The 26,304-nt window shown below is 61.8% G+C and carries 28 protein-coding genes; 18 read left to right on the forward strand and 10 right to left on the reverse strand.

Translation table 11 applies throughout. The features are described 5' to 3' along the window. Nucleotides 1–4: 4 nt before the first annotated feature. Both FE851_RS23095 and FE851_RS23100 read left to right on the forward strand, forming a co-directional pair. A complete protein-coding gene (locus tag FE851_RS23095) occupies nucleotides 5–514 on the forward strand; it encodes a DUF2726 domain-containing protein (RefSeq protein ID WP_011950427.1) in 510 nt (169 codons plus the stop codon). 5 nt (nucleotides 515–519) lie between these two features. Next, nucleotides 520–1,179, forward strand: coding sequence for a hypothetical protein (locus FE851_RS23100; RefSeq protein ID WP_011950426.1), 660 nt, complete (start codon nucleotides 520–522; stop codon nucleotides 1,177–1,179). 37 nt (nucleotides 1,180–1,216) lie between these two features. Here the strand turns inward: FE851_RS23100 and FE851_RS23105 are convergent, their stop codons facing one another. After that, nucleotides 1,217–2,128, reverse strand: a complete 912-nt coding sequence (locus tag FE851_RS23105; protein ID WP_011950425.1) for a LysR family transcriptional regulator — start codon at nucleotides 2,126–2,128, stop codon at nucleotides 1,217–1,219. Between the two features lie 118 nt (nucleotides 2,129–2,246). On the opposite strand from FE851_RS23105, the gene pdhA reads away from it, so the two are divergent. From pdhA to lpdA, 4 genes are read left to right on the forward strand one after another with little or no spacing between them, the layout of a single operon-like run. Further along, a complete protein-coding gene (gene pdhA / locus FE851_RS23110; protein WP_086012022.1) occupies nucleotides 2,247–3,311 on the forward strand; it encodes a pyruvate dehydrogenase (acetyl-transferring) E1 component subunit alpha in 1,065 nt (354 codons plus the stop codon). Further along, a complete protein-coding gene (locus FE851_RS23115; RefSeq protein WP_011950423.1) occupies nucleotides 3,311–4,681 on the forward strand; it encodes a pyruvate dehydrogenase complex E1 component subunit beta in 1,371 nt (456 codons plus the stop codon). The genes pdhA and FE851_RS23115 overlap by 1 nt, the downstream gene beginning before the upstream one ends. 19 nt (nucleotides 4,682–4,700) lie before the next feature. Continuing rightward, the gene (locus FE851_RS23120) at nucleotides 4,701–5,963 is read left to right on the forward strand and encodes a pyruvate dehydrogenase complex dihydrolipoamide acetyltransferase (RefSeq protein ID WP_011950422.1); all 1,263 of its coding nucleotides are present in this window, start codon (nucleotides 4,701–4,703) and stop codon (nucleotides 5,961–5,963) included. Nucleotides 5,964–5,983: 20 nt separating this feature from the next. Continuing rightward, nucleotides 5,984–7,381: a dihydrolipoyl dehydrogenase gene (gene lpdA / locus FE851_RS23125; RefSeq protein WP_011950421.1), complete on the forward strand. Its 1,398-nt coding sequence runs from the start codon at nucleotides 5,984–5,986 to the stop codon at nucleotides 7,379–7,381. 70 nt (nucleotides 7,382–7,451) lie between these two features. Here the strand turns inward: lpdA and FE851_RS23130 are convergent, their stop codons facing one another. Next, nucleotides 7,452–8,651, reverse strand: coding sequence for a tyrosine-type recombinase/integrase (locus tag FE851_RS23130; protein WP_011950420.1), 1,200 nt, complete (start codon nucleotides 8,649–8,651; stop codon nucleotides 7,452–7,454). Nucleotides 8,652–8,678: 27 nt separating this feature from the next. Between FE851_RS23130 and FE851_RS26385 the strand changes: the two genes are divergently transcribed. The 4 genes from FE851_RS26385 to FE851_RS23145 all read left to right on the forward strand — a co-directional run bounded on the left by FE851_RS26385 (nucleotide 8,679) and on the right by FE851_RS23145 (nucleotide 10,835). Then, nucleotides 8,679–8,849, forward strand: a complete 171-nt coding sequence (locus FE851_RS26385; protein WP_017184755.1) for a hypothetical protein — start codon at nucleotides 8,679–8,681, stop codon at nucleotides 8,847–8,849. A gap of 6 nt (nucleotides 8,850–8,855) precedes the next feature. Next, nucleotides 8,856–9,590 carry a hypothetical protein gene (locus FE851_RS23135; RefSeq protein WP_011950419.1) on the forward strand — a complete coding sequence of 245 codons (735 nt, stop codon included), beginning with the start codon at nucleotides 8,856–8,858 and terminating at the stop codon, nucleotides 9,588–9,590. A gap of 324 nt (nucleotides 9,591–9,914) precedes the next feature. Further along, complete coding sequence (locus FE851_RS23140; RefSeq protein ID WP_242496070.1) at nucleotides 9,915–10,157, forward strand: hypothetical protein; 243 nt, start codon at nucleotides 9,915–9,917, stop codon at nucleotides 10,155–10,157. A gap of 51 nt (nucleotides 10,158–10,208) precedes the next feature. Beyond that, a complete protein-coding gene (locus FE851_RS23145; RefSeq protein ID WP_261371168.1) occupies nucleotides 10,209–10,835 on the forward strand; it encodes a nucleotidyl transferase AbiEii/AbiGii toxin family protein in 627 nt (208 codons plus the stop codon). Here the strand turns inward: FE851_RS23145 and FE851_RS23150 are convergent. Next, nucleotides 10,832–11,140 carry a hypothetical protein gene (locus FE851_RS23150; RefSeq protein ID WP_011950416.1) on the reverse strand — a complete coding sequence of 103 codons (309 nt, stop codon included), beginning with the start codon at nucleotides 11,138–11,140 and terminating at the stop codon, nucleotides 10,832–10,834. The genes FE851_RS23145 and FE851_RS23150 overlap by 4 nt on opposite strands. A 72-nt stretch (nucleotides 11,141–11,212) precedes the next feature. Beyond that, on the reverse strand, nucleotides 11,213–11,827 hold the full coding sequence (locus FE851_RS23155; protein WP_145206788.1) for a hypothetical protein: 615 nt from the start codon (nucleotides 11,825–11,827) through the stop codon (nucleotides 11,213–11,215). A gap of 221 nt (nucleotides 11,828–12,048) precedes the next feature. Between FE851_RS23155 and FE851_RS23160 the strand changes: the two genes are divergently transcribed. The 7 genes from FE851_RS23160 to soxR all read left to right on the forward strand — a co-directional run bounded on the left by FE851_RS23160 (nucleotide 12,049) and on the right by soxR (nucleotide 16,757). Further along, nucleotides 12,049–12,450 carry a hypothetical protein gene (locus FE851_RS23160; protein WP_017184757.1) on the forward strand — a complete coding sequence of 134 codons (402 nt, stop codon included), beginning with the start codon at nucleotides 12,049–12,051 and terminating at the stop codon, nucleotides 12,448–12,450. A 6-nt stretch (nucleotides 12,451–12,456) separates the two neighbouring features. Continuing rightward, complete coding sequence (locus tag FE851_RS23165) at nucleotides 12,457–12,876, forward strand: hypothetical protein (RefSeq protein ID WP_011950414.1); 420 nt, start codon at nucleotides 12,457–12,459, stop codon at nucleotides 12,874–12,876. A 1-nt stretch (nucleotide 12,877) separates the two neighbouring features. Next, entirely contained in the window at nucleotides 12,878–13,852 is a 975-nt protein-coding gene (locus tag FE851_RS23170) for a CBASS cGAMP-activated phospholipase (protein WP_011950413.1), read from the forward strand. A 99-nt stretch (nucleotides 13,853–13,951) separates the two neighbouring features. Further along, the gene (locus FE851_RS23175; RefSeq protein ID WP_011950412.1) at nucleotides 13,952–15,016 is read left to right on the forward strand and encodes a PIN domain-containing protein; all 1,065 of its coding nucleotides are present in this window, start codon (nucleotides 13,952–13,954) and stop codon (nucleotides 15,014–15,016) included. A 378-nt stretch (nucleotides 15,017–15,394) separates the two neighbouring features. Then, nucleotides 15,395–15,670 (forward strand): HU family DNA-binding protein, encoded by a 276-nt coding sequence (locus tag FE851_RS23180; protein WP_017184758.1) that lies wholly within the window; start codon nucleotides 15,395–15,397, stop codon nucleotides 15,668–15,670. A gap of 149 nt (nucleotides 15,671–15,819) precedes the next feature. Next, nucleotides 15,820–16,020, forward strand: coding sequence for a hypothetical protein (locus FE851_RS23185; protein WP_017184759.1), 201 nt, complete (start codon nucleotides 15,820–15,822; stop codon nucleotides 16,018–16,020). Nucleotides 16,021–16,187: 167 nt separating this feature from the next. Continuing rightward, a complete protein-coding gene (gene soxR, locus FE851_RS23190; protein WP_081095122.1) occupies nucleotides 16,188–16,757 on the forward strand; it encodes a redox-sensitive transcriptional activator SoxR in 570 nt (189 codons plus the stop codon). A gap of 42 nt (nucleotides 16,758–16,799) precedes the next feature. On the opposite strand, the gene FE851_RS23195 is transcribed toward soxR, so the two are convergent. After that, nucleotides 16,800–17,975 carry an AAA family ATPase gene (locus FE851_RS23195; protein ID WP_026002697.1) on the reverse strand — a complete coding sequence of 392 codons (1,176 nt, stop codon included), beginning with the start codon at nucleotides 17,973–17,975 and terminating at the stop codon, nucleotides 16,800–16,802. 115 nt (nucleotides 17,976–18,090) lie between these two features. On the opposite strand from FE851_RS23195, the gene FE851_RS23200 reads away from it, so the two are divergent. Beyond that, nucleotides 18,091–18,300, forward strand: a complete 210-nt coding sequence (locus FE851_RS23200; protein WP_017184762.1) for a hypothetical protein — start codon at nucleotides 18,091–18,093, stop codon at nucleotides 18,298–18,300. A gap of 3 nt (nucleotides 18,301–18,303) precedes the next feature. On the opposite strand, the gene FE851_RS23205 is transcribed toward FE851_RS23200, so the two are convergent. The 5 genes from FE851_RS23205 to trbC form a co-directional block, all read right to left on the reverse strand. Next, nucleotides 18,304–21,111 (reverse strand): conjugal transfer protein TraG N-terminal domain-containing protein, encoded by a 2,808-nt coding sequence (locus FE851_RS23205; RefSeq protein WP_017184763.1) that lies wholly within the window; start codon nucleotides 21,109–21,111, stop codon nucleotides 18,304–18,306. Between the two features lie 29 nt (nucleotides 21,112–21,140). After that, entirely contained in the window at nucleotides 21,141–22,541 is a 1,401-nt protein-coding gene (locus FE851_RS23210) for a conjugal transfer protein TraH (protein ID WP_037515325.1), read from the reverse strand. Nucleotides 22,542–22,606: 65 nt separating this feature from the next. After that, on the reverse strand, nucleotides 22,607–23,422 hold the full coding sequence (locus FE851_RS23215; protein WP_026002698.1) for a conjugal transfer protein TraF: 816 nt from the start codon (nucleotides 23,420–23,422) through the stop codon (nucleotides 22,607–22,609). A 271-nt stretch (nucleotides 23,423–23,693) separates the two neighbouring features. Beyond that, the gene (locus FE851_RS23220; protein WP_017184766.1) at nucleotides 23,694–25,559 is read right to left on the reverse strand and encodes a conjugal transfer protein TraN; all 1,866 of its coding nucleotides are present in this window, start codon (nucleotides 25,557–25,559) and stop codon (nucleotides 23,694–23,696) included. Next, nucleotides 25,556–26,302, reverse strand: a complete 747-nt coding sequence (gene trbC / locus FE851_RS23225; protein ID WP_017184767.1) for a type-F conjugative transfer system pilin assembly protein TrbC — start codon at nucleotides 26,300–26,302, stop codon at nucleotides 25,556–25,558. Before trbC ends, FE851_RS23220 begins: the two co-directional genes overlap by 4 nt. Nucleotides 26,303–26,304: the final 2 nt, after the last annotated feature.

Here is a 26,304-nt window from a genome sequence, read left to right on the forward strand (position 1 = left end):
TACAATGAGCACATTTGAATTTCTCGCCTCGCTTCTGCTGGTGGGCGTCATCGTCGCGCTTGGCTGGTCGAAAATGTCCCGAGGCTTCACTCCACAGAAACCGCTCGACCCAGTGGCGCGGCCATTCATGACGCAGCGCGAGCAAGCCATGCTGGCCGCGCTCGAGCACATCCTGCCCATGTACCGCCTCCATGCCCAGGTCTCGATGGGAGCCCTCCTCAAGGTTCCATCGGTGCCGGGCCGGCGGCCGACCCCAGCGGACTGGAATCGCTTCCAGCGAAAGATCATCGACTTTGTGGTCGAGGATCCCACGACGGGAAGGGTGGTCGCCTTGATCGAGATCGACGATCGTTCGCACGATCCCGGCAAGGATCGGGAGCGTGACGCGATGACCGCCCGGGCCGGCTATCACACATTGCGGATCCCCGCTGGTGCAAGCCCCACGGTACAGACGGTGCTCGGTTTCGTGGGTGACCTTCGCGACGGTGCGGCGAGCGCCGCATATCAGGGATAACCGGCATGGGGCTCAAAGATCGCGACTATATGCGCGAGCGCTATCGCGCGCGCGCGAAGGGAACCCGATGGAACGATCGGGCCGGGCGCGTCGAGGGCGCCTGGTTCGATCCCGTCAACCGCGGTTTCGATTATCAGCGCGGCCGGTTGAGGGGATCGCGCGGTAATGCCGGCGGGATGCTGCGCTGGATGTCGCTCGCGTTGAGCCTGTTTCTCATCGCTATCCCGGTGTGGCATTCGCTGAAGCGGGAAGGCTGGCTGGCGGATAGTGAACCCGGATTACCCTTCCCCGAAACGGGCAGCGTGACGGTCAACCCCGCATTGGATCCGGCCGGGGCGACATCGCGGATGGCAGTCACGACCTCCGATGCGAACGCCGTCGTTCAGCTCTTCGACCCTCAAAGCGGGCGGCATGTGATCTCGGTCTATGTCCGCAAGAACGATCGGGCGATAATCGCGGTTCCACCTGGAACCTATCGGATGAAAGTGGCGGAAGGGCAGCGTTGGCACGGCCCGGTGGACTTTTTCGGTTCGTCAACGACCTATGACGCCGTCGTGCCGCTGATGGTGTTCACCAGACAACGGGGCAATGGCATCGACCTGCACAGGCGTCCGAACGGCACATTGCCGACACGGCCCAACTGGCGCGGTCCAGCGCCCCTGTAACGAACGATCATGCGGAAGCGCGGCCGAAGACCCGGTCCTATCGAGCGGCGGGCGCCGATACCTCTTCGGTTTTCAGCGCATGGGCAATTTCGAAGATATGAAGAATGATCGGGTCCTTCTCAGCAGATCGGATCGCTGCCTGCAACAGAATAGGAGGCGGTGACTGATCGAAAACGCGAACGATCTCGCCACTAGATATCTTCTCTCCCACCATGTTGAGAGGAAACAAGCTTACGCCGCCGCTGGACACGATGATATCGATCAGAGAATGCAGGTCGTTGCAGGTGTTTATCTTCCCGTCATGATATCCCAGTCCACCCAAGGCATCATGCATGATCGCATGCATGGGGGAGCTTCGTGCCAATGACCAGAACAGCAGGTCTTTTGGGGGCACGAGTCGCTGCTCCAGCATGTTCGCGAGGCTGGGAGACGCGAGCCATATCAACTCGACCTCGCCGATCCGCCGCGTCTTGATGCCGGGCATTTCAACGGGACCGATCGCGAAAACCAGATCGGCCGCGCCACTTAGAAGTCCATCGATCAGTTTCGATGTCAGGTCGATTTCGATCTCCAGTGAAAGCCCTGGCATCTCCTGACGGATCGCATTCACGAAAGCGGACAGGCAACTGGCGGCCGCAATTTCACCCGATCCGATACGGACGATGCCGGCCACGCTGCTGAGGTCCACCGGATTGAGCAGGGCCTGTTGAAGCGACGGCCACACCTGCTCGCATCGGCGCACCAGTTCACGGCCCTGGACAGACAGGATCATGTTACGCCCTTGTCGCGCGAACAACGGAATTCCCAGGTGATTCTCAAGTTCGCGTATTCGCGCGGAAATGCCCGGTTGCGTGGTGTTGAGGCGATTCGCTGCCGCGCTGAACGAGCCAAGGCGGTTGATCCAAAGCAGGGTTTCCAGATGGTAGAGCGCGATCCGATTCATCACCATTGGTTATACATACATCGAATGAACTATGATTTGAACTGATGTGACATTTATCTCATGGCCAGACCCCGAAAGCGCAGCAGGCAGGGGAAGGGAAGGGTTCGTGGCCAAAGAGCAGCATGTGAAGGCAGAGAGCCGAGCCGGGCCGGCAAGGCGGGCTTCGGTTTCATCTGGATCCGCCTCCAATCGCGAACGTCCGGCCGAGCCCGTCCGCTATCAGGCGACCAATGCGGAGATGCTGGAACTCTACCGCCAGATGCTGCTGATCCGCCGTTTCGAGGAAAAGGCCGGCCAGCTTTACGGCTTCGGCATGATCGGCGGCTTCTGCCATCTTTATATCGGGCAGGAGGCCGTCGCCGTCGGCCTGCAATCGGCTATGAGGGTGGGCAAGGACAGCGTCATCACCGGCTATCGCGACCACGGCCACATGCTGGCCTACGGGATCGATCCCAAGGTCATCATGGCAGAGCTGACCGGCCGCGCTGCGGGCATTTCACGCGGCAAGGGCGGGTCGATGCACATGTTCTCGGTCGATCATGGCTTCTATGGCGGCCACGGCATCGTCGGCGCGCAGGTGGGGCTGGGCACGGGCCTAGCCTTCAAGCATAAATATGCGGATGATGGCGGCGTCTGCCTCACCTATTTCGGCGACGGCGCGGCCAATCAGGGACAGGTCTACGAAAGCTTCAACATGGCGGAGCTGTGGAAGCTGCCGGTGATTTTCGTGATCGAGAACAACCAGTACGCCATGGGAACCAGCGTCAACCGCGCGTCGGCCGAGGACCAACTCTATCGGCGCGGCGAGAGCTTCCGCATCCCCGGCATCCAGGTGGACGGCATGGACGTGCTCGCTGTCCGTGGCGCTGCTGAGGAAGCCCGGCAGTGGGTGCTGTCCGGCAAGGGGCCGATCCTCCTGGAATTGAAGACCTACCGCTATCGGGGCCATTCCATGTCCGATCCGGCCAAGTACCGCTCGCGCGAGGAAGTGCAGGCGGTCCGCGACAAGTCCGATGCCATCGAGCATCTCAAGCAGGAGTTGGAGGCGGCCGGCGTCACCGAGGATGAGTTGAAGGCGCTGGAGAAGGAGATCCGCCAGATCGTTCAGGAAGCCGCCGACTTCGCCGAGCAGGCCCCGGAGCCCGAGCTTGCCGAACTCTATACCGATGTGCTGGTGGGGCAATATTGATGGCGATTGAACTGAAGATGCCGGCGCTTTCTCCCACCATGGAGGAGGGTACGCTCGCAAAGTGGCTCGTCAAGGAAGGCGATGCGGTGAAATCCGGCGACATCCTCGCGGAGATCGAGACCGACAAGGCGACGATGGAATTCGAGGCAGTGGACGAGGGCATCATCGCCAAGATCGTCATTCCTGAAGGCACCGACGGCGTGAAAGTGGGCGCGGTGATCGCGCTGATCGCTGGCGAGGGTGAAAGCGCCGTGACGGTCCAAGCCGCCGCCCCCGCTCCCAAGGTCGAGGCACCCGCGCCCAAGGCGGCGGAGCCGGCCCCGCAGCCGGTTGCGGCGCCTGCGCCCCGCGCGGCGGTTGCCGATCCCGATATTCCCGCCGGCACCGAGATCGTGAAGACCACGGTGCGCGAGGCGTTGCGCGACGCCATGGCCGAGGAGATGCGCGCCGACGACCGCGTCTTCGTGATGGGCGAGGAAGTGGCGCAATATCAGGGCGCCTACAAGGTGACGCAGGGCCTGCTGGAAGAGTTCGGCGATCGCCGCGTCATCGACACCCCGATCACCGAGTATGGTTTTGCCGGCATAGGCACAGGCGCGGCGATGGGCGGCTTGAAGCCGATCGTCGAGTTTATGACCTTCAACTTCGCCATGCAGGCGATCGACCACATCATCAACTCGGCGGCCAAGACCAACTATATGTCCGGCGGCCAGATGCGCTGCCCGGTGGTGTTCCGCGGCCCCAACGGCGCCGCCAGCCGCGTCGGCGCCCAGCACAGCCAGAATTACGGGCCCTGGTATGCTGCCGTTCCTGGCCTGATCGTGATCGCGCCTTACTCGGCCGCCGACGCCAAGGGGCTGCTGAAGGCCGCGATCCGCTCGCCCGATCCGGTCGTGTTCCTGGAAAACGAGTTGCTCTACGGCCAGAGCTTCGACGTGCCGAAGCTGGACGATCATGTCCTGCCGATTGGCAAGGCCCGCATCGCCCGCGCGGGGCGTGACGTGACCCTGGTGAGCTACTCCATTGGTGTCGGTGTCGCGCTGGAAGCCGCCGACAAGCTGGCAGATGAAGGTGTTGACGCGGAGGTGATCGACCTGCGCACGCTCCGCCCGCTCGATAAGGAAACCGTGCTGAAGTCGCTCGCCAAGACCAACAGGATGGTGGTGGTGGAGGAAGGCTGGCCGGTCTGCTCCATCTCCTCGGAGATCATCGCCATCGCCATGCAGGAAGGCTTCGACGACCTCGACGCCCCGGTGCTCCGCGTCACCAACAAGGACGTGCCGCTGCCGTATGCCGCGAATCTGGAAAAGGCCGCGCTCATCAAGGCGGATGACGTGGTCGCGGCGGTCAAGCGCGTCCGTTATCGCTGACGCCTGCGGAGTTTCGAAAATGCCGATTGAACTCAAGATGCCCGCGTTGTCTCCCACGATGGAGGAGGGTTCGCTCGCCAAATGGCTGGTGAAGGAGGGCGATGTGGTGAAGTCTGGCGACCTGCTGGCCGAAATCGAAACCGACAAGGCGACGATGGAATTCGAGGCGGTGGACGAAGGCATTATCGCGAAAATCCTCATCCCCGAAGGTACAGAAGGCGTGAAGGTCGGGACCGTCGTCGCCATGCTTGCCGCCGAAGGCGAGGATATCACCGCTATCGGGGAAGGGGCTGTTCCCGCGCTTCTGCCGGCCCCCGAGATTGCCGACAAGGTCGCTACATCCATTCCCGCCGCTGTTCCTGTCGCGTCGTCAGCCGCACCCGCAATTGGTGCCAGCCGTATCAAGGCCAGCCCGCTTGCCCGTCGTCTGGCGGAGGCAAGCGCCATCGATCTTTCTACGATAAGAGGCTCCGGGCCTAATGGCCGCATCGTCAAGGTTGACATTGATGGCGCGACGCCTGCCTCGATGCCGGCCGTCGCTCCGGGGGTCCCCGCGGCGTTTGCCGCCGCAGTACCGTCGATCGAACCCGACATTCCACACGAAGTCGTCAAGCTGTCAAACATGCGGAAAGTCATTGCCCGACGGCTCACCGAATCGAAGCAGCAGGTTCCGCACATCTACCTCACGGCCGATATCCACCTCGATCCATTGCTGAAGCTTCGGGCCGATCTCAACGACGGGCTTGCCGAACGCGGTGTCAAGCTCTCGGTCAACGATCTGCTGGTCAAGGCCTTGGCGGCCGCCCTTATCGAAGTGCCCAGCTGCAATGTGCAGTTTGCCGGCGACAATCTGCTGCGGTTCAGCCGCGTCGATATTTCGGTGGCGGTATCGATCCCCGGCGGCCTGATCACGCCGATCATCGCGGGCGCGAACGCCAAGGGCGTTGCCGCAATCTCCAGCGAGATGAAGGATAGGGCGGAGCGCGCGCGCAACGGTAAATTGCAGCCGCATGAATATCAGGGCGGCACCGCCAGCCTGTCGAACATGGGCATGTTCGGCATCAAGCAGTTCGAGGCTGTCATTAACCCGCCCCAGGCCATGATCATGGCGATCGGCGCGGGCGAAAAGCGGCCTTATGTAGTGAACAATGCGCTGACCGTTGCCACGGTGATGTCGGTAACCGGCAGCTTCGATCACCGCGCGATCGATGGGGCGGACGGTGCGCAACTGATGGCCGCTTTCAAGCGCATCGTTGAGAAGCCGCTGACACTGTTGGCCTGAATCTCAAGGAATTTCCGAACATGGCTGATAGTTACGACGTGATTGTCCTTGGCTCAGGCCCCGGCGGCTATGTCGCCGCGATCCGCGCCGCTCAGCTCAAGTTGAACACGGCGATTGTCGAGCGCGAGAATCTAGGCGGTGTCTGCCTCAACTGGGGTTGCATACCCACCAAGGCGTTGCTGCGCTCGGCGGAGGTTTTTCGCTACATGCGGCATGCCAAGGATTATGGCCTGGTCGCGGAGAAGATAACCGCCGATCTGGATGCAGTGGTGAAGCGCTCACGCGGCGTTGCCAGGCAGCTTAATCAGGGTGTCTCGCACCTGATGAAGAAGAACGGGATCGCCGTTTATATGGGTGAGGGGAAGCTCACCGGCAAAGGGAGGCTTTCTGTCACAGCGCCGGATGGTAAGACCAGTGAGTTGACCGCGAAGAATATTATCATCGCCACGGGCGCGCGTGCTCGCGATCTGCCGTTCCCGAAAGCCGATGGAAAGCGCGTCTGGACCTATCGCCACGCGATGAACCCGCCGGAAATGCCGAACAAGCTGCTTGTTATCGGCTCGGGCGCGATCGGCATCGAGTTCGCCAGCTTTTACAACGACATGGGCGCGGAAGTGACAGTCGTCGAGATGCTGGACAGGATCGTTCCGGTCGAGGATGCAGATGTCTCGACCTTCCTGGAAAAAGCGTTGGTGAAGCAGGGCATGAAGATCTTGACGGGTGCAGGTGTCCAAAAGCTCGATATCGGTGCCACCGGCGTAACAGTCGCGATCAAAGCCCGGGATGGCAAACTTGTTTCGGACGAATACAGCCATGTCATCGTGGCAATCGGGATCGTCCCAAACACCGAAACCGTTGGGCTTGAGGCACTGGGTGTGAAAACGGAGCGTGGCCACATTGTTACCGATGGCGCATGCCGCACCAATGTCGAGGGAATCTGGGCGATCGGAGACGCCACGGCGCCGCCTTGGCTAGCGCACAAGGCCAGCCATGAAGGTGTTATCGCGGCAGAAACCATAGCGGGTCAGCATCCGCACGCAATGGACCCCAGGAACATTCCCGGCTGCACCTATTGCCACCCGCAGATCGCTAGTGTCGGCCTCACCGAAACAAATGCGAGGGAAGCAGGTCACGAAGTGAGGATTGGCACCTTTCCCTTCATCGGCAATGGCAAGGCTATCGCGCTCGGCGAGCCAGAAGGCTTCGTCAAGACGGTATTTGATGCCCAAACTGGCGAGCTGCTGGGCGCACACATGGTCGGCCCGGAGGTGACCGAAATGATCCACGGCTTCACCATCGGTCGTACACTGGAAACAACCGAGGCGGAGCTGATGGAAACGGTTTTTCCGCATCCGACCATTTCCGAAACGATGCATGAAAGCGTGCTTGCTGCCTTCGGGCGCGCAGTCCATATTTAGGCTATCTTCCATATTTGGGAGAGATCATGCCTCCTTCTGCTGCCGAACCACGAGCGGCGAGGCGTCAAGGTCAGCTACGTACTCTTGAAAGAACCCGTGCGGCGACATTGCTTCGCACCGCGAGCTTTCTACCGTAACGTAGCGCGGTTGTCGGTGAACTCCATCGCAGCGCCTGCGCAATGCCGGCTCCGTCCTCTCCGGCGGCGAAGAGGTCCTGGGTCAGGCCAACGCGCAGCGAATGTGTGGACAGCGCCTGAACCGCATCGGCCAGCTTGCTGGCGCTCAGGTTGACCAGCCCCATTTCGTAGGCGGCACTCGCCACGCGCCTGTAGATCCCATTGACCCCCTGCCGACTGAGGGCCTCCTTGCCGATGGTGTAGGTCGTTCGGGCCAGTGCCGTTTCCGGATCGGAGCCGCGCGCGCGCCGGCGATAGACACCAACCCTGCGAAACAGCAGCCCGTCCTCGATCGCGCTTTCGGCCTGCCACAAGGCGACCCTGCGCATCGTCTCGGCCGACAGCCACGCCCACGCGCCTTCCTGCTCCTGGTCGGTTTTGGAGAAGGGGATGAACAAGGTCGCCGAGCCGTCGTCCTGCGCATCGATATGCGTGGCTTCAACCCTAGTGAGCTCGCTGACCCGGAGCCCTGCGTCATAGCCGAGCGAAAGCAACGCCGCGTCCCGTAACCCCTGAAGATCGCCGCCACACGCTTCGAGTAGCGCAGCCAGGGTGAAGCCTTTGGCGGCGTGGTGATCCAGCGCCTTGCCTAACCGCAGAGGCGCAGCCTGACGCTGAAGTGCGCCTCTCTGCCGGCGGATGGCCTTCAGCGCGGCGCGAACCATCGGGGCGTCGGTCGGCGCGGCGGGCGAGGCCAAGCCCAGCATGCGGTGGACCGAGGCGATGCTGGCGATGCGCCGCGCCAGCGTCGCGGGCTTCCTGCCTTTGGCGTCCAGCGCGTTTACATAGCGCACCATATCTTCGGGATCGGCTGGCAATGGCCTGCGGCCTTCTTCACCGCACCAGTCGCGCCAGCAGTCGAGATCGGCGGCTATCGCCGCCTTCGTCGCGTCGGCCATCGCCGCCAGGGTCGTCTCGAGACCGAGCTGACTGATCGGCGGTAGATCGGTCGGAATGATTTCCCCGATCGTGCGCAGCAGCCGCACATCGACGGATTCGGCGTCTGTCTTGCGCGATCGTGTCGGCAGAGCAGTGTCGTTCGTCCTGACGACGATGATTTCCATGGGGGAGGATTTGGTGGAACTCTCGGTCATCGTTCGCTATATGTCTTCCCGGAGGATATGATGCAGCTCAACTCGGCAAAAGCTCTGGCCCTTGGCCGGGAGGTCCGCGAAACCTTCGGCAGCTGGAAGAAGGCACGCGAGGCGGCCGTCCAGCGCGATGGCGTCTATGTCATCGATCGGGCGAAGATTCGTGCTGAAAAGGCCAAGAAGCTCGCCAAGACGGCCTGATCTCGAATGACATTCGGCTACGCGCTGCTTGGCGCTCTGGTTCTTCTGCTTCCCGGGTTTGCGGGTTATTTCGGTCTTCGTATTGGCGAGGCGAGTGATTTTGTGTCGCCGCGGCCCGACCGGCCCAATTCCAATCTCACCATTTTCCTGATTGTGCTGCTGGCGCTCGCTGCGCACACCGCCGGGGCGGGAATTTTTGCCTTCAACGAAGCGATAGCGGCGTGGAAGCCGCTGATCTCGCTTCCCTATGATCCCAATCCCTACAAGGCACTTCTGTCCGGCCAGGTCCCATCGGGGCTTTCCGCGCTCGCAATCGAACTGGAACTGCTGTTCTGCCTGGCGCTTTCCTTTGGGACCGGCTGGGTCTGCGAGAGAATGGCGCGCGCCAAGCCGATTACGACCCGAACCGCGCCCTTGCGCTTCGGATGGCTCCTGCCGATCGTCGAGAAGGTCGAGGCCGGTGGCCATGTCGCGGTCGGTTATGTGCGCACGACGAGCGGCCACAACGGTGCCTGGGTCGCCTATGAAGGCAGCATCCGGCGCCTGACGCTCGACGATGACGACGGAATCCGCATGGTGGTGCTCGAGCAGTGCGATCGCTTCATTGTCCGGATGACGGACGACAAGATCGAGCGGGTCGACATGGACAGCGCGCCGATCGCCATGATGCATCTTGCCGCCGACCAGATCGCCGATTTCGCAATCGAACTGTTCGAGGTTCCCGAGATCGGCGCTGACTGAGGCGAGCGGCGGCGTTCTGCTCAAAACATGCGGCACAAGGCGCGACACATCTGTGCCGCATGGTTTTTCCCCGTTCGTCATCATCCGCAAAATTTGCCCTTCCCTGCCGTTCCAGCAGCCCTGTACTTACCATAATCTCCCATTATGGTAAGTGAGAAAATCACGCGGGGAGGGCGGTTTACGCGGAGAATCGGCCTTGCACATCCCGCCTGGCCGGATAGCGGATTGGCGCCGTTCTTGTTTTGATAACGCCGAAGCGCTATATGCGCTGAACGATCCACGAGATCATGGTACAGGTTAGAAATGGCAAAGGCGGTAAGCTTGGTGTTGGCGACGGTGAACGCTCCTTATGGGGCGAACCTTTCCGCGCATCAACTCGCTGCGCTGATCGCCGACCCAAAGAGCGCGAGCGATTTCAACGCGCCCGTGTTTTCCTTCTTCTCGGAAGTAAGCCCGGCTCTGCAGCTGCAGTTCGTCGAGGAAATGGGTGTCGACGCCGACAAGGTCTGCGCGGTCGCCGACCAGTTCTCCCACCTCTCGGGCTACGCGCTCCCGCTGGCGGCGTAACGCATGGTCGAGCGCGGCCCAAGCCAGTGGCCGGTCCTGTTCGATCTTGCGATGGAAATCTTCGCCCAATTCGAGGAGAACGTCGGCTTCGTGCCCTCGTGGAGCTTCGGCGGCGGGACGGCGCTCATGCTCCAGATCGATCATCGTGAAAGCCACGACATCGATATCTTCCTTGATGATCCGCAAATCCTGCCTTTTCTCAATCCAGAGATCCAGGATTTCGCAATGACCCGTCGGCCGGACGAATATAAGAGCGACGGGACGCAGGCGCTCAAACTCGCCTTTGACGAACTGGGTGAGATCGACTTCATTTGTTCGTCCGCCATCCTCGATGTTTCCAGTGAGCGCCACGATGTGAGGGGGCGGACGGTCGACCTTGAAACTCCGGCCGAGATTGCAGCGAAGAAAGTTTACTTCCGGGGCTGGAACTTGCAGCCACGCGACATGTTCGATCTTGCTGCCATCGCCGAGCACCATGGTGACGACTATGTCGTGTCAGCATTGCGTGAATGCGGCCATGAGCGATGCCGCAAGGCGCTGGAAGTCGTCGAGAAGGTCAACCCGAAGGCTGTCGAGACGGTGATTGGCCAGCTGCTGTACAGGGAAAAGAACAGCCATCTGGTCGCAGAGGCGCAGGCGATTACGCACCGAATTTTAGGGGCTTCACTTTCCGATTAAGACGGTCGCAGCACGGGCGCGAGGAGCCGTTCGGCACGAGCCGAACCGTATTCCTTCACCGCACGCGCGAGCTGCGCGCTATTCATCTCCCCTGCCTTGGCAAGCGCACGCGGCAGGATGGCCACCTTGTCCTCGGGCAGCCTGTCGATGTTATGGAGGAGGTCGACAAGCAGGACTTCCTTGGACAGCCGCCTGGGCACCGACGGCCGCATCCGGAAATCGTACATCCGGCCATCCAGTTTGAACCGGCCATGGCGTTTGCGATTATAGACCACGGGCTCGTTGTGGAGCTGGGTCGTGCACACGCCAAGCCCATTGAATGCGCTTGGAGAGACCAGCAGGAACCGATCGTCGCCGAGAAATGTGAAGCTGCGATCCTACCGCGCCGCAGCCGCTCGAGGCTGAGCGTGTGCGCCTCGTACATAAGGCTGCCGCCGGTTTTCGCTGGTCACGATGCTCGGCTGAAGCGCGGCGCGGACCGCATCCGTGACCGTATAGACCGCATGACGCTGCGCACCGCGGTTCTCATGGTCCACGAAAAAGCCCTGGTAATGCCGTCTGATCAGTCCTGCCTTCACCAACTCCGACACCGCCCGGCTGATCGCCGTCATGCCGGTTTCGCGGATGCGCTCGCTGAGTTCCGCGTCGACGCGGCGCGCGGCCTCCACCGGATCGCCCGGCAATTCTCCTTTGGCTGCGAGCGCAGCCCGGACGTTATCGGCGGTGGCCCGGCGCTGGTGGTGACGCGCGCCGCTCGGCGCAATCGCCGCGGCCAGCCATTCGCGGATGGGCACCAGAACCTCGCCTTCTCGAACCAGAGGCCCCGCCTCCCCGTTCGTCCGGGCGGCCCTGGCGATGAGATCGAGCACCATGAAGGTGTAGCGCGGCCGACCCGAGTGCTCCGCGATGATGCGCACGATATCCGGCAGGCCAACTACTGGTGCTGGCGCCGGGGTTGGGATCGATGGCGCGAAGAGATCGAACTGAAGCATGGAACGAATCAAGCACAAAGCACGACTCTTGTGAATCCCCCAATCGCTCACAGAAACGACCGAAAGACGTTTTGCCATCCGTGTCACTTTACCCGACCGGTACCTGAAGGGTAAAGTGACGCAGCCGTCATTGATCGATGCATCTGCCCCGTGGCCACAATCATTGACATTTTGTGGCCACGCCCTATAACCATCGTCATTGGCAGCGAAGGTTGGTTGGTATGGACGTGCAGCTTCTAGCCGGAATCGAGAGGATCTGCTCCCTTCCAGAGCATCAGCTAGAGGTTGAACTCGGCAAACTGCTCGAAGGTCGGGCTCCGATGGCCACTATCACCATTCGCGCCGCGCGTGACAGCTTCACCAAGCTGCTTGCGCGTGCGCGTGACGGATCGGTTCAGCTTGTCGGCAAAGACAAGGGAGAGCAGACCGTGATCCTCTCGGTTGCGGCTTTGGCGAATGTCATTAAGGCAGCCGCTGGCGGTATTTCCGCCGGAGAATTTCTTGCCGCCACGCAGTTCCAGCCGTCACGCGGAAAGCTCGTCCATGTCGAGAGCGACGACGACAGCAGCCAGGAATTCACTGTCCGATCCGGAGAAGCTTCCTGGCAGCAGGCCAGCGCCTAAGCGGCCATGTATCTTCTTTCGACCCAATGCCTGCTTGACCGGATCACGGGTCAGGCGCCGGCCTCGATCGATGCGCTGCCTGCCCGAGAGATCCACCTGAGCGCGGTTTCCCTCGGGCAGGCGCTGCTGGCCATCGAGCAAAGCCCGGCGGGTGAACGCCAAGGCCACCGCGATGCGCTGCGCGGCTATGTCGGCATGGTGCGCAGCTTCGATAATATCGTGCCGTTCGACGAAAAGGCCGCCATGCTGTGGCCTGGTCTGCGGGCTCAGAAGCTGATCGCCACCAACCCGGCCGGTGCCGTGATCCCGGTCAGCGAGGCGACGACGATGGTCGTTGCCTCGGCTCTCGCTACCAATCTTGTCTTCGTCGACTATCCGCAGCCCTACCATAGCGGCGTCAGCGGGCTGACGGTGGTGAACCCTTGATATGACCGAGAGCGACGTCGGGATCAGGGAAGGTGCGCGCGCGCAGCCGGCCAAACGGTTCCGCATTCTGGCGCTGACCGGAGGTGGGTATCGTGGCCTCTTTACCGTTCGGATCCTCGAACAGATCGAGCGGACGATCGGAAAGCCGATCAAAGACCATTTCGATATCATCGCCGGCACTTCGATCGGCGGCATCGTGGCCATCGGCCTGGCCCAAGGCATTCGCCCAGCCGTGATCGGCGCCGCGTTTGAGAAGCACGGCCAGGCGATCTTCCCGAAGCGGGGTTTACTCGGTCGCTGGGGGCTGGCGCGCTCGCGCTATGACGCGGCTGGCCTCGCGCAGACGATCGACGCCGTTCTTGGCGAAGCGGGAAAGACGCCCCTGTCCGGCCTGAAGACACCCCTGATCGTGACCGCGGTCGATTTCGGCGCCTGGGCGCCGGCAATATACGAAACCACTGGCATGTCACCGAAGCTCGAAGGAACCTCGCTACGGGACATTGCCCTCGCCACCTCCGCGGCGCCAACCTATTTCCCCGACCATGTGATCGACGGGCATTCCTATGTCGACGGCGGACTGATCGCGAACGCTCCGGATAGTATCGCCCTGATGCGGGCGCTTGGGCGCTATGGGCGCACGCCCCAGGAAATCGACCTCATCAGCGTCGGGACCGCAGGAGAGCTGCGATGGGATGTGCCGCGTGCGCCCAGGCGCCGCGGCGGTGTGATGCTGATCGCAAAAGACGAGCTCGTGTCGAGGACGATGAAGGCGCAGGAGAGCCTGTCGCTCGACCTCGTGCAGTCCGTCCTGGGCTCGAGCTACGTCCGCATCGATAGGGTGCCTTCGCTCCAGCAGCAGAAGGAACTTGCGCTCGATCGGGCAACCGACAAAGCGGCCGAGATCCTGGGACAGCTCGCGCGCGACGCCTATGCGGGAGCCTCGGCGAGCAGCACGTTCAAAGCGATGCTTCGATAGGGGACGGGTGGCGGACTGACCAAGCCTTACGTTCCAGAAAATGCTGCCTGTCCGTCAAGCATCTGCCCAACATGACCTCAACACGGATCTACTCTGACGATGGCGAAGAAAACGACCAAAAGAACGCCGAAGGTCTTCCTGGATGCGAACATCGTCATCAGTGCCGGCAAACCACCAGGCGGGCCTGAAATCGCCCGTGTCGTCGATCTTGTCGATGCCGGTCTGATAACGGTGTTGACCACCGATCTCACCATCACCGAGGTTGCCAAAAAGTACATCCAGAGTGATTTCGACGCGATCAAGGAGATCAGCCAGCCGCATTTCCGGAAGATTGTCGAGGGAGCGACCGGCGTTGCGCTTCCCGCGCTCAAGCGGCCGGAGCTTCGCGCAAAGCTGAAATCGATCTACGATGAGTCGACTACGCAGATGTTCGATGCGCTGGAGGCCAAGACGCTCCAGATCGACGAGGTGAAGCCGTCGGCAGTGTTCAGCGCCTATGCGGCAGGGGAAGGTTTCTTCTCAGGCGACGGCAAGAAGGACCAGTTCCCCGACGCCTTTGCCTTCGAGTGCCTCAAGAAGGAGGCGTCGAGAAATAGCCCGGTGATCATCGTTTCGAACGATGGCGACTTTGATGGCCCGGTCGGGTCTGCGAAGCATATTTCGCTGGTGAAGTCGTTGCCCGAACTGTTCGCGGCGCTTGGCCTCGAGATGGCCGCGCCGCAACTCGATCCCTTCCTGGAGACGCAGGAGGAACAGATCGTCGACCTCGTCAGTCAGGAACTTACGAATTGGGGACTGCACAGTAGCGACGTCATGGATGCGGAGATCGACGAGATCACCGTCAATTCGGTCGAAGTGAAAAAACTCACCGCCTTCAAACCAAGTGAGGCAGGTAAATCAATCCTTGTGGTCGGCACGATCGAGGTCGCAGCATTGGTGTCTTTCACTCATCCCAACTGGGATGAAGCGATGTATGATTCCGAGGACAAGGTGCTTATCCCGTTCGAGGATGAGAGCGGGGAGACCGAGATCGAGCTTACCATCGACGTCGCCATGTCGATCGCGGTCGACGAGGCAGGCAATCCCGAGGAGATTGAAGCCTTGCGGTTTCGCAACAGCGATTTTCAGTATGTGACGCTCTATCCACCCGACATGTACAAATAGGGTCCGTGGATGAGACGATTCGAGGTCGAGAAGCAGTTCTGCGACATGGTCAGCCGGATCACATCGTTCAGGTCGAGTCGGCGACTCTGTTTCGGGTAGAAAAAAGCCGCCCACAAGGAGGCGGCTTGATAGTTGGGAGAGGATGCCTGAAAGGCCCGTCTCTTGTGCATTGCATCATAGAATATTGCAACTGCGAAATTCGCAACTATGGACACGCCTGATACCGGCGTTTGCCACTAGGTGCCGGCAAAAACTATCGCTCATGGCCTGTCCGGCCAATAAGCCGGAATCCTTCAATAAGGTCGAGCATTGAGATAGCGCCGCACGCTCCTCGCCACTATTAGAGGAATCCCGAAAAATTGCAGAAGGAACAGCATGATGAACAATAGCGACCTTGCCGATCATCTCGCCGGTGCGACCGGGGCCACCAAGGCTGATGCCCGCAAGGCGGTCGATCTCGTCTTCGCCGCAATAGCTGACGCCGCCGCCAAAGGCGAAGAGGTGAGCCTCAACGGCTTCGGCAAGTTCAAGGTCAAGGACGTTCTCGCCCGCGAAGGCCGGAACCCGGCCACCGGCGAAACCATCAAGATCGCAGCGTCGAAAAAACTCTCCTTCAGCGTGGCGAAGGCCGTCAAGGACCGGCTCAACAGCTAAAGCGGGCTTGACGCCTCGATACCAAGAGATCGAGGCGTCCCCCTTCCCCGCAAGAGGCTTCCCGCAAGACCGCCACTCGCGGCTTTAATGATCGAACGACGCGATAATCTCCGGGAAGAACATTGCAACGGCCTGTATCGGCGAACGGCGTGACCTGCCTGGACCTGCTGACACGACAGATCGCCATCCATGTTCCAGCATTGCAGGATTGGTCGTTCGTAGCGGTCGATGTCGAGCTGGCGGTACATGACATTGCCCCTCGCGAGCAAGGTACGCAAATTCTCGCGGCTATCGTAGGGATTGTCCCGCACGCAGAGCAAGTGCTGAATTCGGGCACGTCGATACCGTAAAGCCGGGAGTGACCAAACGCCTCGCACCGGATTATAGTCGCCGTCGTAGATGTAGGGGCGGATGCACGGCACGGGCTTGGTCTGCGCGGTCGAGAAATGACCACATCCTGAGTCCTGAAGTAGTTTGCCGGTGCTCTAGCACCGACATTTGGTAACGAGTCTTTGCAATGACTGTTGACAAAACACGTCCTCTATCTGTTGGCGCCATCGCGCAACGTAGCGGAGTCGCGGTTTCGACGATCCATTTCTACGAGGCGAAAGGCCTCATCAAGGGCGAGCGCACAGCCGGCAATCAAAGGCGGTATCCTCGATCCGTATTGAGACGGATCGCCATTATCAGAACCGCCCAATATGTCGGGCTTTCGCTCTCCGAACTAAAGGATTTTCTTGACCGGATTCCAGAGGGGCCGGTTACGTCAACGGATTGGCGTCGGCTCAGTGCCGAGTGGAGTACGCTATTGAACGAGCGGATAGCTAGTCTCATGAGGCTGCGTGACCGCCTCGAAACCTGCATTGGATGCGGCTGTATGTCCCTCACCGACTGCCCCTTGCGAAACCCCGAAGACAGGTTGGGCGCAGTTGGGTCAGGCCCTCAGCTCCTCTTGGTGAATTTCGCTCGTGAACCTCGTGATGATGAAGATAGCCCCGTTCATTTTCGCACCAAACGTCGCTCCTTGGCGGCGGTCAAATCCACTCTTGACGTTAACCAAGACACAAAAGGGAACGATGACTCATAGCTTGGTGCCCTTCCCCGGTCGTTCGGGGCGGTGCTTCAAAAATCATCCTTCCGGCATCACTCTTCGCATGAATGCATCGAACAGGGGCACGGTGAACGCTGTATCTCCATGCGCGGGACTATAGAGCATTCCTTTCGCGATCAGGCTGTTTCGCGTCGGCGCCACGCTTGAAACCTTCACGTGCAAGGCATCGGCAACATCTCCCGACCTGTGCGGTCCAGTGCCCAAAGTGGCCATGGCGCGCAGATAGCGCTTCTCGGCAGGGGTCAGACGATCGAACCGAACGCGGAAAAAGCTGGCGTCAAGTTCCGCGAGCGCGCTACGCGTTGCCGCCGCAACATCGTCTTGGGTGATCGGCGACGCCTCAGCTGCATCCCAGCTATGCTTTCCCCACTCCTGGAGGAAATAAGGGTAACCTTGGGTCTGCTCGCAGATCGCGTCCAACGCCGCATCATCGACAGCTTCGCCTTCCCGCTCGATTGGAAGCCGAATGGCATCGCGCGCGGCGTGATCATCGAGCGGTCCGACGGAGACGAACTCGAAAAGTCGCTCCGCATAGGACTTGGCCCGGCCCATCTGCCCAACGAGTTGCGGCAAGCCAGCGGCGATCATTGTAATGGGAAGCTGCTTCTGGCTGGCCCGGTGGAGCGCACTGATCAATGCGGCCAATTGCTCTTCAGGCACATATTGGAGCTCGTCGATGACGAGTACCACAGCTGACCCCTTCTCTCGCGCCGCCTCGCCGATTGCAACCAACAGATCGGCGAGATCAGCTTCAAGGTCGCCGCTGTCGGCCAGGCCCGGCTCGACGTCGAAATCGAGTCCCACTTCGAGATCGTCATATTTGACCTTGAGCTTTGCGAACCCGGCCAGCGCGCGAAGCGCGCGCTTAACGCCGTCCGAAGCTTGCTTCATGCGATCGAGCCTCAGCAGCGTCGCCCGAAGGGCAGGCACGAGGATGCCGGGGAGCGAACGGTTCTCGGGAGCCTCGATGGCGACGATAGCCATGCCCTCCCCCTCGGCTGCGTCACGCATCGTCGTGAGCAGAACGGTCTTGCCTACACCGCGCAGTCCATAGAGGACGCTCGGGCGTGCCGCGCGCCCCGCGCGGATTCGGTCGAGCGCGACCGCGTTGCGTTCAAGCAACGCATCTCGCCCCGCCAACTCTGGAGGGCGAGTGCCGGCGCCAGGCGCGAAGGGGTTACGACGAGCATCCATAGCGAGGTTATGGTGGTTTATCGTTTTTTTGTAAACTTGATAATCTCGCTATAAGTCGCGTCTCAAGGGTTGCGGAAAAGCGCCCCAACCGCTATTCTCCGTCACAGGAGAAAGCATGCGCTTCCCAAAATTCGACCTCGACACATATAATCGAACGAAGGATTTGTCCGGCGGTCCCATCTACGCGATTGTCGAGGAAGAGATTCCTGAGATCGAAATGATCACCGACGAAAACGGGAACCCCACTCGTGGCGGTCTAATAGGCTACGCCCTCGCCTACGTTTGCATGGCCGGCCTCGTGGGAGCGATGTTCTACATCCTCTAAGCTCTATTCGCGAAGCTTGGGGTCTTGGAAGAATCCGCGATCGTGGTCGCGGTTCACCTCCTGCTCAAGATCAGCGGCCCCTTGAACCCGCTGCCCTCGCATCGTCTGCGCCGCAGCGCGGTCGCCCCCCAGCTCTGCCTTGCCGGCCTCGATGATCGCAGCGGCGCCGACATCCCCGCCGCCGCCAGGACCGGCGGGCAGCCGCCCAGGACCATGCGGCCGGTAGGAGGCCCTGACATCCGCCTCGTTCCCCACGCTCGGCCGATTGACATCGACCAGGTCCGGATCGTGGAGGCGCCCCGCAATCTCCGCCCGGATGCCATCCTGCTTGTCATGCATCCAGCGCGTGATCATCTCCTGGCGCACAAGCCGCTGCTGGTCTGTGAGATCGGTTGCCCAAAGCTCGGGCGCGTCAAGCCCCGGATTTTCGACCTGTTGGCGGCGATACCATTGCGCAAGATCCTGGCTCAGATTCTCGCTGAGCTGCATGCCATGCGTCTCGGCATAGCTGGCGTCGCGTGACAGCTGCTGGGAAAGCTCCTCAAGGCGCCGGGCCGTCTCAGAGTACGACTTTGCCAGCGCCAGAGAATCCTCCGTACTCGCCGACGCCGATGATGTGGCGGATGCCCGGCTGAAGCTACCGCTGCGCGAATAGGTCCCATCGGACATCGAGGCGCCGCTTCCGCTCGAATGTTCGTCACGCACGCCACTCGAGGATGTGTTGGCGCTGTCGCTGCCGCGGGTTTCGTCAGTCGCATGCCTTAGCGCATCTGTCTGAGACCCTGATTTCGATACGCTGCCGCCAATGCCGGGAAGGCGGCCCAAAATTCCTCCGCGACCGCCCGACCCTCCAGCCGTCTGCCGTCCCGTTCCTGCGGACACCACCCCGGAGATCTGGTCGCTCGTCTGCGCCTGACGATCATGGCCCTGAGATATTCGCTGACCTTGAGAGATCGTATCCCGTTCCTCCAGACCCTGCGTGCTGCTCCCGGTCCGCCGGTCGAATTGATCGACGGACGTGTTCGCCTGCCGGCCGCTGCTCGAATCCCAGCCGGACGACCGCTCGGTCGAGGTGCCGAATGCACTGCGGTTGGCATGCGTAGCGGTCAGGACCTCGGCCGCGGCATTCTCATAAGCCTGCGACTGTCGGTGCGCCTCGCTCGCCATCTCCCGCCATTCCGCGACCGACCCGGTCGTCATGGTAGGGGTGAAGCCGAGGCGCGAAATGGCCCCCGACGTGTCGAAGACGTCCTGACCATTGCCAAAGCCGTTGATCATCGCGCCATTATCCTGGCGCCAGCCCATGCTCGGGGCGCCGCTCATATAGCTCGGCGCCGTGGTCCACTGATCGGCCTGCCGCATATTCGAAGTCGAGTTCGCCCAGCTCACATTGCCATAGGAGTAGTTTCCGGTGGTCTGCTCGAGCGCGGCGGCCTCCGCCGCGTTCTGCGCCGGCGCCAGCATCGACATGGACTGGCCAGCAATCGACATCGCGCCGCGAGCAAGACCGGCCGCGAGGAAAGGCACGCTCATCAGCATGAAGCCGGCGATCGTCGCCGTCTCGCCGTTGACCGCGCCGATGCCGGCATAACTTCCAAGCGTCACGCCTCCCCCGGCCACGCCGTTCGCCGCGGATTCCGCCCTTGTCATGCAGATCATGTGGAGGATGACATAGAGCGGGCCCCAGGCAGCCAGGTAGAAGAAGCCCATGGCATAGCCCTTGAGCGTGCCAACCCCCGTCTGGGGCATGAGGAACAGCGGGAAGATGACTGGGAACATCGCGAAGAAGACGACGGTCAGGACGATGTTGAGGATCGGCACCCAGGCCATCGCCTGCTGGGCAATCGAATTATAGGTGTTGCGCGCCTGGATGTCGGCGCGCGTCTGGGCGAAGGTGTCTATCGCGGCCGCGCCTGCCCCACCAGCCATGCTGTTGCGTGCTTGCATGAAGGCGTTGATCGCTGTGTTCTGCCGCATCGTTTCGGTGAAATTGCTCCCCGATCCGGTGAACGCCGTGTTCGCGATCGGCACGTCATGCTTGAGCTTGTCGGCGGCCAGGGCGTTGCTGAGCCTGGGATAGACCTCCTTACCCCAGATCGGAGCATTGGCCTCGATCATCGGCGCCCATTGCGCGTCGAGCGCCTGGTAGGCCTGGCGGCAGGTGATGATGAAGTTCTGAACGGTGCCGTCGCCCTGGCGCTCCAGCCATTCCTGCGAGCGCGCTTCCGAGCCCGGCCCGATCGCGGCCCACAGGTCGGGCGCCTTGGCGAGGTTCGTGAGCGACTTCTGATAGAGCATCACGTCGCCGAACACGCAGTTCTTGAAATGGTTTTCGAGGTTGGTCGAGAACTCCGCGTCGCGAACAACGAAATTGCGGGTCGCGTCGAACAGGCGCGCGCCATAGACCATGCCATTGCTCGAATAATTGAGCTCGCTGGGCATGACGAACACCGTCTCGGCCGTCCGCGTCAGCCAATCCCCGACCTGCGTCGTAAAGCTCGCCAGCACACCCAGGCCCATCGGCACATTGTCGATAGTCGATGGCGCGAGGCTCGGGTTGATCCGGTCGGTCACCTTGATGCTCACCGTGGGCACCATCAGGCAAAGATAGATCGCCGTCGCCTGGAGGAACCAGTTCATCCACGCCTTGTAGTTAAGCGTGAAGGCGACAACGAGCAGCGAGTAGATGAGGCCCATCACCATCACGACCCGCAGGAGCGAGCGGTAGCCCCCTCCCCCTGACCAGGCAGCGACGGCGTTGAACACGTTTACGAGATACTCGCCGCCCCCGACCGTGAAGACCTCCAGCATCGACGCGCTCCCGCTTCAGTTCAGCCGCACTAATTCAGACCTTGGGCGTTCAGCCCGCGCGAGAAGTTGAGCGCGGACGCCATCCCCGGCGTCATCGAGTTCTGCAGGGTAGACTCCAGCATGATGCTGCGGTTGATGATCTGCATCGTCACCTGCAGTTTGTTGTTGAGACGGACATCCCGCTGGCTGAACTTGGCGCGCGTGGCCGCGATCTGTTGCTTCCACTGCGTCGCGGTCTCCTGGTCGAAGGTCTGGTAGTGAACCTTCGCCTGCTCGACCCGGTCCAGCATATTGTCGAGCATGGCAGAGAGCAGGTCGACGGCCACAATCTCGGACAGCGTCTGGATCTCGCCGTCGGTCAGCGCATAGTGGGCATAGGCCTGCACGGCGAGGATCTTGTAGATCGGCACGGTCGCGAGGTTGAGGAGCTGCTTTTCGGCGGCGTTGAGCGGCGTGTCCGACCGGATCTTGTCGCTCATCGACTTGATCATCGTGGCGATCCGCGGGCGCAGCGCCGACGATGCCGGGACCGACAGGGTCTGTTCGCCGACATCGTAGCAATTCTCGTCGTTGCACTTCAGCATCTTGACCGGCGGCGCGTCCGCCGTGCCGTCGAGCAGCGCAGTGACGACGGCGTCTTCCGCCGGACCGAACATCACCACCTTGCCGCCAACGCTCGGGTCCGTCGACGGCGTCGTCACGACCGTACCAACGAGCGTCATGATATATTCGGAGAAGGACTGGTCGAACGCCCCGAACTTGGCGGACTTCTTCAGCGCCTCCCAGGTATAGTTGTGCGGTTCGCCGACCAGCTGGTCCTTCATCGACGCATCGGTGTTCCCGGCGATTGTCGAATCCCGCCGATTGCCGTTGTTGCAGCCCTGACGCGAGGCGGCCCAGTCGGAAAAGACGCCCTGGCTGTTGCCGACCGCCTCGCAAATGGTCGCCCGGGTCGAATCCATCTGGGGCCAGATTCCGCCGACCAGCGCCTGAGCGGTCTCGCAGCTGGAGATGTTCATCTGGTTGAGGAGCTGCGCCTTCTGGCTGAACTCGTCCATGACCTTACCGATCTCGGGCGAGACGGAATCGATGGCCAGCTTGAAGGCGAACCCAAGCGCGTTGTTGGCCGTCGCCTTCAGCATCGCCACGATCTCGGACGCATTGATGAAGGAGAAGCTTCCAGAAAACAGGTCGATGCCGCCGCAGCCCGCACGGGCGCTCGGAAGCTGAAGATTGAACGGCTGCACGCTCTTCTGCGGGAAACGCGTCCAGACATTGCCGAGAGAGTAATAGCCGGCCGACTGACCCTGATAGGCCGAGGGGCCGGTCACGTTGGCAGCGCCGCCCGCGTCGGAGAAGAAGTTGTTCATCTCGGACGCGACGTCGGCGCGCGCGACCCCGACGATGGAAAAATTGAGCGCGGCCATCATGGCCATCGAGCCGGCGGCCGAGCGGAAGAAGCGGCGGGCGCGCCCTTTGCGATGATCCTGTCCCATCAGTAATCGCTCCCCACTTTCGTGTTCGTGAGCGTGAAGATGCGATCCATGATCTCATCGGCGCTCAGGATGCCGTATCCAACCGGAATGGTCCGTTTGGTCACCGTGTCGAAGAGGACCAGCGCCGGTGTCTCATTGCCCGGCACGCCCATGCGCGCCCGCTGCCCGGAATCGACGACATGTTCCGGAAAATCGCGGCTCGGCCCCCCGTCCATCGATACGGCCATGACCGCCATCCGGTGGCTGTCGGTCACCGAGCGAAGGATCGGGGCGAACAGCTCACAGGCGCCGCAGCTCTGCGCGAAGAAGTAGAACAGCCCGTAGCGCTGCCCCAGGTTGGTCAGGACCGCGTCGCGATCGGCCTTTCGATTGTCGAGCCAGGCACGCTTGCCGACCGTCGAGACGGGCCTTTGCAACGTGTAGTCGATGTCGGGGTTCTGCCAGAGCGCGCGCTGCCACACGTCGGAGAAAGTCGAGGCGCGGTCGAGCTGCTCGCGCTGGAAGCGGACGTAGGCGATGACGTTCTCTTCGGTCGGCTCCAGGATCGCCTTGGCCTTCAATTCGTCGAGCTGCTTCGTGATCGCCGCCATCCGGTCGACCGCGCTCGGCGGCGGCGACGGTTGCGCCTCGCGCGGCAAGGGTCTGGGCTTGTCGCAATAGAACCATTGTCCGAGCTTCCGCTCGCCGCAGTAGAAAGCATCCGGCCGGTTCTGCTCGATCGTGTCGCGTGACGGCGGCGCATCCTGCGCCAACAGGGGAGCAGCAGTCCCAATCGACAGGGCGAGCAGCATCGAGAGTTTAGCGACGGGGGACATCACGCTTCGTCCTTTCATCGGCTGAGGCGGTTTGCGCGGAAGGGAGTGCGAGCGGTGGGTTGGGTGTCAGACTGTCCCAGGCTGCGGGGTGGACGCAGCAATCGGCCACGGTCGCGGGAGAGCCACCGCAACGATGGTGGGGCGTTGGGGCCGACGGTTGCAGCGCCAGGGATGCCAGGACGAGGGGCAGCTCGAGAACAGGGATAGGCATGGTCACTTTCCTTGGGTTTGCGCTGCGGCCCCTGCGGCAAGGAGATCGGATCGGCCCATCTCACTTGCCGTGGAGGTCGTAGTAGTTCTGAATTTTCTGCTGGATTTCGGTCATGGTCTGGACTTCGTCCGGCAGCTTGGCCGCATCCATGAAGTCCGCATAAACCTCGGTGAAATCCATTACCGACAGGTCGAGCCGCGAGAACTCGTCGATCGTGAAGCCAATGCACTGTTCCTTTTTCGGCGCCCCCCACGGCTTGCCGAGCTGCACACGGCCCTGCTCCTGGAGGATGCGGGAGAGCTTGCTCTCGAAGCAGCAATAAGCGGTGCGCCGCGTGCTGCAGATGCCGAGGAAACTCGACGAGCAATAGGTGCCGAGATTATGGCACAGGCCCATCCGGTCCTTGATGTCGAGCCTCATCTCGTCCTGTGAACATGCGAAAAGGACCAGGAAGGGGGTCGCGAGCGCGGCGATCGCCGCGGGACCGCCCGCCAGCGCAGCCGCGCCAGCGCCGACCGTCAACAAACCCGACGTCTTGCCCGCACAGCAGTTGATAAGGCCGAACACCGGCTTGTGGCAGGTCTCGCGCGTGCCGCTGAAGACCCGGAGATCGGCTTCGTTGAACTCCTTGCCCGCCTGGTCGATCGCATGCAGCGCAACGAGCGCGTCCTTGAACTCGGTCGACGCTTCGCGAACGATCGGCTCGCAGTCGCCGTTGATGCAATAGACGTCGTCGCCGCAGATATATTGCGGCGCATCGCTCGTGCCTCCGGAAGGCGTCGGGCACCTGTAGACGCGGTTCTCGACTTTGCAGGGCCCGCCATCAGGCTCCTCGTCAAGGCATTCTGTGCGCAGATAGGTGCAGCTCCCGTTCGCCTCGAGATCACCGCAGTCATTGGCTGTTGAGATCCGGTGGCATTGATAGGTCCGCTGCCAGGCCCAGCAGGGCTGGGTGACAGGAACGCCGTCGACGATCCGGGTGACCGGGTCGCTCGACGTGCACACTTCGGTCTCGAGCGTGCAGTTCGGGTCGCCGGCATTGGCGGCGCATAGCCCCTCGTTGCGCGTGATGACCGGCACGGCCGGTTCTTCCTGCTTCGTGAGCCAGTAATTGCCGGTCGAGAGCACATAGCCCGGATGATACTCGCCCGGCGTGATCCCCTGGGCCTCGGCGGTGCATTTGACCTCGACGGCGGTGTGGCCAAGGCTTTTGCAGGTCGGCGCCGCAGTATATCCATAGGCGCTCATATTGTCGCAATAGTCGATCGGGCGGCTTTCCCAGCAGATGCCGGTGGCGATCTCGTCGTCAAAAGCCGCGCGGGCGGGATAGGGCCCGCCATCTGTCGGCAGGAAGCTCAACCGACCCGTGTAATAGGTGTAGATCGTCCGCTTCTCGGTGTGAACGTCAAGGCTGACGTTGCAGGTCCGGGCTTCCGTGGTGACCTTGCTGCCGGCGTTGCAACTCGCCTCATAATAGCCCGCGCTCCCCGGCGCGGCGGGCAGCGGCACGCATGTGCCCTTGGTGCCGCCCATTTCCTCGCCAGCGAGATAGGTCGAGGGATCGTTTTCGACCGATGTCGCGCGCGCCGTGGTCGCGAGGATCTCGGAATTGCTGAACGTGGCCCGGCTGTGATCGGCATCGGTGGTGATGCGATATTGCTCGTTGGACGACTTGGCCGCCTGGGCGTCGGACTCAAGCTTACCGGGATCGTCGAAATAGGATCCTTCGGGCAAGCTCGTGCCGGAATAGCCGGGGACCGCGGCGGCTTGCGCATCGCTGGACGGCACCAGCGTGGAATCGTTGCGCTTCTCCGTACCCAGCGCCTTCCCCTCCTGGCGCGCCTCGTCGAGCGTCATCTGGGCAAGCGCGGGCGAACTCGCCATAACGACGCCGAAGAGCGCAGCCAGGACGAGATACGCCCTCATGGATGGGCCTTGCGCATGTTGGCGAGGCCAACCGCTGCGACCCGTGCGCCCGGGCCATTACCGTCCGCGAACTGCTCGAGCGCATATTCGACCGAGACGTTGCCGACGAGCCGATCATAGGGCGGCAGCTTGGTCTGGCAGGAGAAGCCGGCGCAAAGATCGAAGTCCGACGAGACACTGACGTATGTCGGCACTGCCTGGACATCGAAAGCGCGGAACAGCCGCGGATCGATGCCGACATTGGCGAAATCGTCCTGCCGGTCGATGATCTTGCCAAGGCTCGTGGCGAACTCCTTCATCGAATTGTTGGGGAAGCCGCGGAACACGACCACCCCGCCGGCCCTGGCCGTGTCGCCGATCAGCTTCTGCAGCGACTGCGGTGGCATCGACAGGCTCGCGAAGACGATGAACTGGGGCGCCTCGCCCTTCCCTGCCGTCGCGTTCGACGCGGCACCGGCCACGATCTCGTCGAAATCGACGGGGCCTGCCGGTCCCTTGGGCAGATCGCTCTTGGCGACCCGCTGCATGTTCTCCATGCCAGCGTCGCGAACGGTCTGCGCGTCCTCGCGGAAGGCGTCGCCCCTATCCTTCACATGGTTGACGAAAGCCTCGGCATCCGCCTGTAGGTCCGCCGAACGCTGCTTGATCGCCTGGACGTCGATCCCGTCGACGGTCTGCGCGAGCAAGGCCGTCACGCTCGCCAAGCCAAGGATCGCTGCGAAGCCCCAGAGGTATTTGCGCATTG

Origin of the sequence: Sphingobium sp. B2 (genome assembly GCF_007693735.1) — a bacterium.
Classification (GTDB): domain Bacteria; phylum Pseudomonadota; class Alphaproteobacteria; order Sphingomonadales; family Sphingomonadaceae; genus Sphingobium; species Sphingobium xenophagum.